Source organism: Tritonibacter mobilis F1926 (assembly GCF_000376545.2).
GTDB classification, from domain to species: domain Bacteria; phylum Pseudomonadota; class Alphaproteobacteria; order Rhodobacterales; family Rhodobacteraceae; genus Epibacterium; species Epibacterium mobile.
Map to the genome: position 1 here is coordinate 1,332,748 of NZ_CP015230.1, position 11,591 is coordinate 1,344,338.

Genomic DNA, 11,591 nt, shown 5'->3' on the forward strand with positions numbered 1-11,591 from the left:
ACTCTCAAAACACACAAAGAAGCAGGCTCCGGGACCCCCATGGCACGTTTAATAAAATACTTGGCTATCCTCATCCTATTGGCGGCAATCGCGTTGATTGCATATGCCTACGTAGGGCCTTGGTTCGGTGCGGATTTCTCAGCACCCTCCGAGGAGGTGCGCAAGCCTGTGGTGCTCAATGCCGACTAAGACCGTCTCGCTGGCTCTTGGCACATTTTTGCTAACGGCGACATCGGCGCTGGCGCGAGAACCGCTGGCCGCGATTGATTGGCTGAATACCGCTCCTCCGGTTGCCAATATTCCGCCGACACTCTTGCAAGAGCCGCCCGTGGCGCAGAGCGCGCATGGCCCCGATATTACCGTAACCCCGCTGGAGCGATTGCTGCCGCCGGTGGGGTTGGTGCCTGAGGCCAGAACGGGACTGCCGATCACCCTCTGGCAGGGCAGTCCTGCGGATCAATTGGCCGCTCTTATCCGGGATGTGCCGGTCTATGACCTGCCCGCGATGCAGTCCCTGCTGATGACGCTGTTGCTCACGGAAGCACGGCCGCCGTTTCGCGATGATGACCAGATCTTGCTGGCGCGGCTGGACCGGCTGCGTGAATTGGGAGCGACGGAACCCGTGCAGGCCTTGGTACAAGAGGCCGGCCCCACCCAAAGCCCTGCGCGGTTTGATCGGTGGTTTGATGCGACACTGTTGAATGGCGATGAAGAACGCAGCTGCGCGGCGCTTACGGCTGATCCTTATTTGATGCAGGATTATTCCGCGCGCATTTTCTGCGCCGCGCGCCGGGGAGATTGGCCGACCGCAGCCCTGATGCTGGAGACAGCCGATGCGCTGTCGCTCATTGGCAAACAGGATATGGCGATTCTGGATCGCTTCCTTAATCCCGACATCTACGAGGGGATGCCACCGCTGCCGCTGCCGGCGAGCCCCACGCCGCTGGAGTTTCGCATGTTCGAAGCGATTGGCGAGCCGATGCCCACAACAATGCTGCCCCGTGCCTTTGCAAGTGCGGACCTGCGTGACATCGCGGGATGGAAAGCACAGCTTGAGGCCGCCGAGCGTCTGACCCGCAGCCGCGCGATGAACCCAAACCAGCTGCTTGGCCTGTTTACGGACCGCAAACCTGCTGCGTCTGGTGGGATTTGGGACCGCGTCGAAGCGGTGCAGCGATTTGATACCGCGCTGAATACCCAAAGCGCGGAAGCCGTGCGGAAAACCTTGCCCGCATTCTGGTCGGCGGCGCAGGCTGCGGGGCTTGAGATGGCGATGGCCGATCTCTTTGCGCCGCGCCTGGCCAAGATCAAACTTGATGGGAAAGCAGCCGTGATTGCATGGCGCTTGCGCCTGTTGTCGTCAGAGTACGAAAGCGCCGCCGCAACGCCACCGGATCAAACCCGCCAGAGCCGTTTCCTCGCCACACTTGCGAAGGGAGAGCCTGCATCGGATCTCGCGGCGAGCCCGCAGGAAAAGGCGATTGTGCGTGGGTTTGCGCAAGAGAGCGAAATGCCAGCCGCGCAGAAGCTGTTGTTGGATCAGGGACGGTTGGGAGAAGCCATTTTGGTCACCATGAAGAGTTTCAGCCACGGGGCGGATGGCAATCTGGAAGCGGCTGCCTTGTCGCTTGCGGCGTTCAGGCTGATGGGGCTTGAAGACATCGCGCGCCGGGCAGCTCTGCAATTGTTGCTGTTGCCGAGAGGAAGCTGACAGATGCGCGCGCCTGACGATGATCTGCAGTGGATTTCGACCTTTCTGGATGCGCAGGCAGCTGAACTCGGTGCCGCGCATAACACGCTGCTCGCCTATGGGCGCGACCTGCGCAATGTCACAGCTTGGATGGCACATAAAGGCACGTCATTTGCGCAGATGCAGCAGAGCGATATTGAGGCCTACCTGATCTCTTGCGATGCCGAGGGTCTTAGCCGCGCCACGCGCGCGCGCCGCTTGTCTGCGATCAAACAGATCTATCGTTTCGCCTTTGAGGAAGGGTGGCGGCAAGACAACCCGGCACTGCAGATCAAAGGGCCGGGGCGAGAAAAATCGCTGCCAAAGACCCTTGATGAGAATGAGGTCGACAGGCTGCTTGGGGCCGCACGCACGGTGGGCCGGACCGAGGCCGACAGGCTGCGAAACACCTGCTTGATGGAACTGCTTTATGCCACAGGCATGCGGGTGAGCGAGCTGGTCTCCTTGCCCGTTTCGGCAGCACGCGGTGATCCCAATATGCTGTTGATCCTTGGCAAGGGCGGCAAGGAACGGATGGTGCCGCTTTCACCGCCTGCACGCATGGCGCTTAGCACATGGATTGGGGTGCGCGACGCAGTTGAAGACAAGCGTGAAGGGCAGGGGCATAAAGCCTCTCGGTTCCTGTTTCCATCACGCAGCAAAGAGGGCCATCTGACCCGCCACAGGTTCTACCTGCTGATCAAGGAACTTGCGGTTGCGGGAGGTGTCTCGCCGGAAAAGGTCACGCCGCATACTTTACGCCACGCCTTTGCCACGCATCTGTTGCAAAACGGCGCAGATCTGCGGGCGATCCAAGCGCTTTTGGGGCATGCGGATATCGCCACAACCGAGATTTACACCCATGTGCTGGACGCGCGGCTGGCTGAACTGGTGCACCGGCATCATCCGCTTGCAACAAAAGACGACGATTCCCAGTGAATTAGAGGCCTGCGCCGCTTGAACCACAGCGCCTGGCACCCCATAACCACAGAAATCCCACGCTCATCAGGACCCAATAATGGACAGCGCTGCTACCGTACTCGACACTTCCTTCTGGATCACTGCCGGCGGCATTGTCCTGTTGCTGGTGCTTTCCGGGTTCTTTTCGGGGTCAGAAACCGCGCTGACAGCGGCCTCGCGCGGCAAGCTGCGCAGTCAGGCCGACAAGGGATCGCGCGGTGCCGAGGTGGCATTGGAAGTCACCGAGGACAATGAGAGACTGATTGGCTCGGTTCTCTTGGGCAATAACCTCGTGAACATTCTCGCAGCGTCGCTTGCCACGTCTCTGTTTACCAAGATATTTGGCGAAAGCGGCGTGGCGCTGGCGACATTGGTCATGACGCTTCTGGTGCTGATTTTCGCTGAGGTTCTGCCCAAGACCTACGCCATCACCAACTCTGAAAAAGCAGCTGCCGCTGTTGCGCCGATCATTGCGACGCTTGTAAAAATTCTGGCACCCATCGTGGGGGCTGTGCGGTTCTTTGTGCGAGGTGTGCTCCGTATATTTGGCGTTCAGATCGACCCGGACAGCCACATCATGGCCGTGCGTGAGGAAATTGTCGGCGCGCTTCAGATCGGCCATTCCGAGGGGGTGGTTGAGAAAGAAGACCGCGACCGCATTCTAGGGGCGCTCGATCTCTCTGACCGCTTCGTCGAAGAGATTATGCTGCATCGCTCCAAGATCGAGATGATTGATGCCGAGGCAGACCCCGAAGCCATTCTGGAGCAATGTCTGACCTCCTCGCACACACGGTTGCCGCTGTTTCGCAAGGATCAGGAAAACATTATCGGTGTTGTGCACGCAAAGGATCTGTTGCGTCAGATGTATGCCAAGATCGGCGGTCCCGATGGGGATGCCTCGGCGCTGCGCGATTTTCAGATCGCCGAAGTGTGCAAACCCCCTTATTTCGTTCCCGAGACCACCACGCTTGATGATCAGATGCGCCAGTTCTTGCGGATGCGAACGCATTTTGCGCTGGTGGTGGATGAGTACGGCTCATTGCAGGGCCTGATCACGCTCGAGGACATCCTCGAAGAGATCGTGGGCGAAATCACGGATGAATTTGATCCGGCGGAACAGAGTTTTGCGCGCAAGACCGGGGATGGTAATTTCATCGTTGAAGGTGCCACCACCATACGCGACCTGAACCGGGCGATGGAGTGGAACCTGCCCGATCTTGAGGCGAACACGGTGGCGGGTCTTGTTATTCACGAAGCGCAGATGATCCCGACCGTGGGACAAGTGTTCTCTTTCCATGGCTTCCGTTTCGAGGTCACGGCGCGAGAGGGCAATCGCGTGACCGGTCTGAAAATCCGCCCCCTGAACAGCTAACAAGCAATTCGCGCCGATCTCTGTAGAGGTGTTTCGCTTCGGGCTTTGCCCGAAGCGACCAGCGCCGCGCGCCCCTTCGGGGCGCGCGGCGCTTGACCCAACCGGAACGGCTATCCCACTAGAGATAGGCCTGCCGGGCGGGAGGGGCGATATTTCTGAGCGACATGCAGTGTCGTTTTTTGACTGGACTAATAGGCACATGTGTCCAGAATGAAAGGGATTGCGATCCTGACAGGGAGACGGACCCATGAAAACCACCACCCGCGTGGCCATTATCGGGGGCGGCGTTGTCGGCTGCTCCGTTCTTTACCACCTCACCAAACTCGGCTGGTCCGATGTCATGCTGATCGAACGATCGGAATTGACTTCTGGCTCGACCTGGCATGCCGCGGGGGGCTTTCACACGCTCAATGGCGATACCAATATGGCAGCGCTGCAGGGCTACACCATTAAGCTCTATAAAGAGCTGGAGGCGATCACCGGCATGTCTTGTGGCTTGCACCATGTGGGCGGTGTGACACTGGCGGACAATCAAGAACGCTTTGACATGTTGAAGGCGGAGCGGGCCAAGCACCGTTTTATGGGGCTTGAAACTGAGATCGTAAGCCCCGAAGAAATAAAGAAAATCGCACCTGTTACCAATATCGACGGGATCATTGGTGGGCTTTACGATCCGCTTGATGGCCACCTTGATCCCTCTGGCACGACCCACGCATATGCCAAGGCCGCGCGCATGGGGGGAGCCACCATTGAGACCCACTGCAAGGTGATTGAGACCAACCAGCGTGCGGACGGCACATGGGATGTGGTGACTGAAAAAGGCACCATCCACGCTGAACATATCGTCAATGCGGGTGGCCTCTGGGCGCGTGAAGTTGGCGCGATGGCAGGGATCTACTTCCCCCTGCACCCGATGGAACACCAGTATATCGTCACCGACGAGGTGCCGATGATTGCCGAGATCATCGACGGCGGCGGCGAACATCCCCATGTTATGGACCCGGCGGGCGAAAGCTATCTGCGGCAAGAGGGTCGCGGGCTTTGCATCGGCTTTTATGAGCAGCCTTGTCGCCCTTGGGCCGTAGATGGCACGCCGTGGAATTTCGGCCATGAATTGTTGCCCGACGACTTTGACAAGATCGAAGACAGCATTGATTTTGCGTATAAACGTTTCCCTGCGCTTGCTGAGGCGGGAGTGAAATCGGTGATCCACGGACCGTTCACCTTTGCACCCGATGGCAACCCGCTGGTTGGACCGGTGCCGGGCGTGCGCAACTACTGGTCGGCTTGTGCGGTGATGGCGGGGTTCTCGCAGGGTGGTGGCGTCGGGTTGATGCTGGCGCAATGGATGACAACCGGCGAATGTGAACGCGACACCGCTGCCATGGATGTTGCACGTTACGGCAATTGGATCACACCCGGCTACACCCGACCCAAAGTGATCGAGAACTACCAGAAACGGTTTTCCATCGCTTATCCAAACGAGGAACTTCCAGCGGCGCGTCCCTTCCGCACAACGCCGATGTACGACATTTTTGACGATATGGGCGCGGTCTGGGGCCACCAGTACGGCATGGAGATCCCGAACTATTTCGCGGCTGACGGCGAGGCCCGCTACGAGACACCCTCGTTCCGCCGCTCCAACGCTTTTGATGCAACAGCGCGGGAAGTAAAGGCGGTGCGCGAGGCGGTTGGCATCAATGAGATCCACAACTTTGGGAAATACCGTGTCAAAGGGGCGGGTGCCCGCGCCTGGCTCGATCGGATCATGGCGGGGCGTGTTCCGCAAAAGGGGCGTCTCAGCCTGACGCCGATGCTCTCGCCGATGGGGCGATTGATTGGGGATTTCACCATCTCTTGCCTTGGCGAAGGTGATTTCCAGCTTACGGCGTCCTATGGCGCGCAGGCCTACCACATGCGTTGGTTCTTGCAGAACCTCGATGAGGGTGTGACGGTCGACAATGTCTCCGATCGGGTGAACGGCTTTCAGATCGCTGGCCCCAAGGCGCGCGAGGTGCTGCAAGCCTGCACACGCAGCGATATCTCCGACATGCGTTTTCTGGATGTGCGCCACCTGACCGTGGGCATGGTGGAGTGCGTGGTGCAACGGGTGAGCTATACTGGCGATCTTGGCTACGAGATCTATTGTGACCTTCCCAGTCAGCGCGCGCTCTGGGCCGCCCTGTGGGGCGAGGGGCAAAACCATGGCATGAAACCCTTCGGCATGCGCGCGATGATGTCCCTGCGGCTCGACAAGTTCTTCGGCTCTTGGCTGTCGGAGTTTTCACCGGACTACACCGCTGCGGAGACCGGTCTGGACCGCTTTATCTCCTTTAAGAAACCGGTTGATTTTATCGGTCGCGCCGCAGCCGAAGCGGAGCGGGATGCAGGTGTCAGCCGCAAGCTTTGTGCCTTTGAGGTCGACGCAGATGATGCGGATGTGGTCGCCTATGAGCCGATTTGGCTGGACGGCGACGTGGTGGGGTTCTGCACCTCTGGCGGCTACAGCCACTTCGCGCAGAAATCCATTGCGCTTGGGTTTCTGCCGGTGGAGCGCGCTCGCGAAGGGCTGACGGTCGAGATTGAAATCCTTGGCAAGAAACATGCGGCGCGTCTGATTACAGAGCCACTGTTTGATGCGGACGGCGCACGCATGCGCGGATAAGCTTAAACGCTGGCCGTAGACTGGCGATAGAACGTCAGGCAACAGAATGTCAGGTAATAAAAAAGGGCCGACTCTTGTCGGCCCTTGATCTATTTGGCGTAGGTGCCTGACGATCAGAACGGAATTTCGTCGTCGTCGATGTTTTGCGAGGGGCCACCGCCACCAAAGCCACCGCCTTGGTTGCCGCCGCCACCGCCGCCGCCGTAGTTGCCACCACCACCGTAGCCGCCACCGCCGCCACCGTAATCGCCGCCGCCTTGACCACCGCCAAAGCCACCGCCGCCACCACCTTCGCCGCGACCATCAAGCATGGTGAGCGTCGAGCCAAAGCCTTGCAGCACCACTTCGGTAGAATACCGGTCCTGACCGCTCTGGTCCTGCCACTTGCGGGTTTGCAGCTGGCCTTCGATATAGACTTTGGACCCTTTACGCAGAAATTGCTCTGCGACACGCACCAGACCTTCGTTGAAGATCGCAACAGAGTGCCATTCGGTTTTTTCACGGCGCTCACCGGTGTTGCGGTCCTTCCACGTCTCCGACGTCGCGATCCGCAGGTTGCAGACCTTGCCGCCGTTCTGGAAGCTACGCACTTCCGGATCGCGGCCAAGGTTGCCGATGAGCATTACTTTGTTCAGGGATCCGGCCATGTGGGTCCTGTCCTTTGTTTCTTATCTATTCGTGAGCGATTGCGGCGCATCGCCAGAGCGGCATGTCGAATCCCGCCCATTGTCTGCGGTGCAGAGTAACGAGCCTGACCGTGCGATGAAAGAGCATCAGGCGCGGGATTGACGGTCAAACACCAGATTTACGCTGTTGGCAGGGCCGTAGAGCGGCAAGGTGGTGCTGTTACCTTTCATTTTACGGACCGGGTCGCTATATTGTCGCCAGCTAAACCGACGAGTTTTCGATTTATCACATGCAACGTATTTCGACTGCTGCCCTCATCGTGACGGTTCTGGCCACACCTGCTGTGGCCGCTGATCTGTTCAACAACAATACCAAGCGCAAAGTATTTGCGGCACAAACCAAATTTTTGGACACCCGCGGTGCCAGCCAGTATCGCGGCTCAGAACGGCTGAAACCAGACAGTCTCAAGGACGATGTCTTGCCCATTTACCGGGGCAGCTATCGTGGCGAGTATCTTGAGGTGGCCCGCAGTGCAGCGCGTGCAAATGGTGTTCCCGAGGATCTTTTCCTGCGTTTGGTGCAGCAAGAGAGCAATTGGAACCCTGCCGCCCAGTCTCATAAAGGGGCCTTGGGACTGGCCCAGTTGATGCCGCAGACCGCTCGTATACTGGGGGTCGACCCATTGGTGCCCGCAGAGAACCTGCGCGGCGGCGCCAAATACCTCGCGCAACAATATCGCAAGTTCGGCTCATGGCGGCTTGCACTGGCGGCATATAATGCGGGACCGGAGGCTGTGACGCGCCACGGCGGCGTGCCGCCTTACAAAGAAACCCAAAACTACGTGCGCAAAATTCTCGGCAGCTAATCGGCAAACAACCGCAAAACGCTGGCAGGATTCTGCCGAAGTTCGGGCGCTGGAAGCCAAAAAGTTACGACGCGTTAACCATTTGCCCCGCGACCTTCGTTAACGGGTCATTAATCTGCCTTAATCAGACGTAAATCTCTCCCTCAACACGGAGGGAAGTGCAGTGAGTGGGAAATCGTTTGAAGGTCAGGTGTCACGCATGGGTTGGGAACCCGGCGCAAGACCGCGTCCTGAACTGGTCGACAGGATTCTTGATCATCACGGCCATGACGCAGGCCGCGACATTGGCCCGTCTCTGCTTGGGGTCGCACTGGGAGCGCTGCTTGGACTTCTCTTAAAAGGGATGGGGCTTGATGGCTCACCTTGGGGTGCGGGCACGGGCTTCTTTGGCGATCTGATCGGCGCGCTGGCGCTCGGCGGTTTTGCAGCCGCTGTGTTGGCGGCGGTTCTGGGTGCCGTGCGGGCAAAGTCCAATCCTGAACTATTGCAATTTGCGTCGATCAACCTGCTGACCGTGTTGATTGTTTATCTGGTCTGAGCACCAGGGAGTGAGAATACCCGCGGGTGGGACTGTGGGAGTGAGAAAGGGCGCAGCTCTCTGAGGGCTGCGTCCTTTCTACATCTGGAATTTGGCCCGGAGCTGCGCTAGACCGCCTAGGCGATCCCGGAGACTACGATGTTCAAGCTTCTGTCCCAAACCATGTGCCTGTTGCTGAGCGCTATCCCTTTGGCTGCGGCACCCTTTAAGACGGCCGAGGAGTTGGGGGAGGCACTGTTTTTTGAAACGGACCTCTCACTCAATCGCACCCAATCCTGTGCCAGCTGTCATGATCCAAATGCCGGTTTTGCTGACCCGCGCCGGGACGCTGAGGGCGCGTTTTCACGCGGAGACGACGGCCAGTCGCTCGGCGCGCGCCATGCGCCGACTGCGGCCTATGCAATGCTGTCGCCGGCATTTCATCAAAACGCAGATGGTGAATGGGTGGGCGGGCAGTTCTGGGATGGGCGGGCCGCTGATCTTGCGGCGCAAGCCGGAGGACCGATCCTCAACCCGATTGAACTTGGGCTTGCAACAGAAGCGGATGCGATGGCCCGTCTGGCCGAGCAGGAAGATTATGTCACTGCCTTTCAAACCCTCTATGACGTCGACATTACCAAGGATGTAGAGGCAGGGTTTGAGGCGCTCACCGCAGCGCTTGCAAGTTTCGAGAGCACTGAGACCTTTCAGAGCTTTGACAGCAAATATGACCGTTTTCTTCGCGGCGCGGCGGAACTGACAAAAGAAGAAGAATTAGGACGGCTGTTGTTCTTCTCGCAGCAGTTCACCAACTGCAATCAATGTCACCAGTTGCGCCGGAGTGCGATGGACCCGGCTGAGCCTTTCACTGATTTCCGCTATCACAATATCGGCGTGCCTGCGAATCTTGCTGGGCGATCCGAAAACGGGGTCGCTGTGGATTGGGTCGACAATGGGCTGCTCGATAATCCTATGGTGAATGATCCAAAGGAGCGCGGCAAGTTTAAGACTCCGACCCTGCGCAATGTGGCGGTGACCGGTCCTTATATGCATAATGGGGTCTTTCAGGATCTGCGCACGGTTGTTGCGTTTTATAATCGCTACAACAGCAAAGCCGAGAGCGCGCAGATCAACCCGGAAACCGGCGCGCCTTGGGGCGATATTCCGGTGGCAGAGACACTCTCCGAAACGGAGCTGACGCATGGGCCTGCGCTGGATGATCGACGGATTGACGCGCTGGTTGCCTTTCTAAAAACGCTCACTGATTCCCGCTACGAGGCGCTCCTGAAAGAGTAGGTCACCTCTCATCAACGAGTTGGGCGTTAAATTCCAAGAAAAAGACACATTTTCGAACCAAGCGCTTTACCGGGGATTCACTTCTGTCCAGCAATTTCGGCCCATCGTTACAGAAGGGCGAACAACACATGCTGGTAGAAAACAGCCACACTCCTGATGCCTTGACCGAGGCATTTGCAACAGTCGACGGTCTGATGGCCACGGGCAAATATGCGCGCTCTCTCAGCGTGATGCTGCCCTTTGTTCAATCAGGTGAGCTGGATGCTGGCCTGCTTGATCGCACCGCCGATTGCTTTTTTGAGATGCGTGATTACGACAACGCTGTCAACGTCATGCGCCACATCACCGAAAACGCGCCTGATGATACATCCGCCTGGGGTAAACTCGGACTGATGCTGCAGACCAAGGGCGATCTGCTGGGCGCAGAACAGGCCTTTGAAGAGGTGCTGAAACGCGATCCCAATTCTATTCCGGCGCTGACTGCACTCAACGGGATCGAGACGTTCTCTGTCGATAGCCTTTATGCGCAGCGCATGATTTCTCTGTCCGAGCGTGAAAATCTCGACAGCAAGCACCGCGCACTGATCCATTATGCGCTGGCGCAAATTGCCCATGCCGCGGGCGAGGTGGATGCTGCCTTCACCCTGTTCCAATCCGCGCGTCAAGAAGTCGCTGGTCCCTTCGCTCCGGCCATCTTTGACGAAATGGTCGCTGAACAGGAACAGATGTTTGAGCCGCGCCCGGCATCTGAGGATGCCTCTCTTCTGCCAAAGCTGGTCTTTGTCGGCGGTATGCCGATGGCGGGCACCGGTCTGGTTGACCGCATCATGGCGCAGCATCCGGGCGTCTTTAGCGTTGGGGAAAATACGGCTCTGTCGCGCACCCATGGTGCCATCCGTATGCATCTGGCAAAAACCGGCCGTCCCTGTAACTACTGGGATTGGTTGGAACAACTGAGCGCCGAAGAAATCGACATCTTCCGCCAGTATTATCTGGAGCGTGCTCTGGGTGGTCAGGTTGCCGGTGGCAAGACCATTGTTGACGCACACCCGCTGGGGTGTCTGGAGTTTGGTCTGGCGCAGTTCCTGTTCCCGGAGGCGAAGTTCGTCTTTATGTCGCGGCACCCGATGGAGACGGCGCTTGCCAATATCGCGTCTAACGTGCTGAACGGAAACGCGCTTGCGTCACGTCCGGAATGGATCGCGCAGGTGATGCGGACTGTCTATTCCTCCGCGACCAACTATGCCGCGAAACTTGGCGACACCATGCGTCTTCAGTCCTACGAGGCGCTGGTGCAGAACTCTGAGCGCGAAATCAGTCTGCTGCTGGAGCATGCAGGTCTGGAGTTTAACGCAGCATGTCTGAAGCCAAACGCGCTGTGTGATGTGGACAATATCGCCACCATGCTGGGTCAGGAAGAACTTTCCACTGAGACCCAAAACCAGTGGCAGCCCTATGAGGCGCAGCTAAAGCCTGTCTTTGATGAGCTTGGCGGCGAGCGCTGGGTGTCGGCATGGGAAACCTTCGACGCAACGCTGCGCTGATCCTGTGACGGCTTGG

10 protein-coding genes are annotated in these 11,591 nt (G+C 58.3%); 9 read left to right on the top strand and 1 reads right to left on the bottom strand.

Translation table 11 applies throughout. From position 1 onward, the window contains the following. The first annotated feature begins 39 nt into the window (after positions 1-39). The 5 genes from K529_RS23655 (at position 40) to K529_RS06445 (ending at position 6,726) form a co-directional block, all read left to right on the top strand. Positions 40-189: a hypothetical protein gene (locus K529_RS23655; protein ID WP_005638842.1), complete on the top strand. Its 150-nt coding sequence runs from the start codon at positions 40-42 to the stop codon at positions 187-189. Further along, positions 179-1,711 (top strand): hypothetical protein, encoded by a 1,533-nt coding sequence (locus tag K529_RS06430; protein ID WP_005638840.1) that lies wholly within the window; start codon positions 179-181, stop codon positions 1,709-1,711. The genes K529_RS23655 and K529_RS06430 overlap by 11 nt, the downstream gene beginning before the upstream one ends. Positions 1,712-1,714: 3 nt before the next feature. Further along, positions 1,715-2,668 carry a tyrosine recombinase gene (locus K529_RS06435; RefSeq protein WP_005638838.1) on the top strand — a complete coding sequence of 318 codons (954 nt, stop codon included), beginning with the start codon at positions 1,715-1,717 and terminating at the stop codon, positions 2,666-2,668. 79 nt (positions 2,669-2,747) lie between these two features. After that, positions 2,748-4,061: an HlyC/CorC family transporter gene (locus tag K529_RS06440; RefSeq protein WP_005638837.1), complete on the top strand. Its 1,314-nt coding sequence runs from the start codon at positions 2,748-2,750 to the stop codon at positions 4,059-4,061. Positions 4,062-4,308: 247 nt separating this feature from the next. After that, positions 4,309-6,726 (top strand): GcvT family protein, encoded by a 2,418-nt coding sequence (locus K529_RS06445; protein WP_046002160.1) that lies wholly within the window; start codon positions 4,309-4,311, stop codon positions 6,724-6,726. A gap of 113 nt (positions 6,727-6,839) precedes the next feature. Here the strand turns inward: K529_RS06445 and ssb are convergent, their stop codons facing one another. Continuing rightward, positions 6,840-7,373, bottom strand: coding sequence for a single-stranded DNA-binding protein (gene ssb, locus K529_RS06450; protein ID WP_005617925.1), 534 nt, complete (start codon positions 7,371-7,373; stop codon positions 6,840-6,842). A gap of 269 nt (positions 7,374-7,642) precedes the next feature. On the opposite strand from ssb, the gene K529_RS06455 reads away from it, so the two are divergent. From K529_RS06455 to K529_RS06470, 4 genes are all read left to right on the top strand, one after another. Further along, positions 7,643-8,218, top strand: a complete 576-nt coding sequence (locus K529_RS06455) for a lytic transglycosylase domain-containing protein (RefSeq protein WP_005617923.1) — start codon at positions 7,643-7,645, stop codon at positions 8,216-8,218. A gap of 163 nt (positions 8,219-8,381) precedes the next feature. Further along, the gene (locus K529_RS06460; protein ID WP_040642012.1) at positions 8,382-8,756 is read left to right on the top strand and encodes a hypothetical protein; all 375 of its coding nucleotides are present in this window, start codon (positions 8,382-8,384) and stop codon (positions 8,754-8,756) included. 138 nt (positions 8,757-8,894) lie between these two features. Continuing rightward, the gene (locus K529_RS06465) at positions 8,895-10,031 is read left to right on the top strand and encodes a cytochrome-c peroxidase (RefSeq protein WP_005617919.1); all 1,137 of its coding nucleotides are present in this window, start codon (positions 8,895-8,897) and stop codon (positions 10,029-10,031) included. A 128-nt stretch (positions 10,032-10,159) separates the two neighbouring features. Next, positions 10,160-11,575 (top strand): tetratricopeptide repeat-containing sulfotransferase family protein, encoded by a 1,416-nt coding sequence (locus tag K529_RS06470; protein WP_005617918.1) that lies wholly within the window; start codon positions 10,160-10,162, stop codon positions 11,573-11,575. Positions 11,576-11,591: the final 16 nt, after the last annotated feature.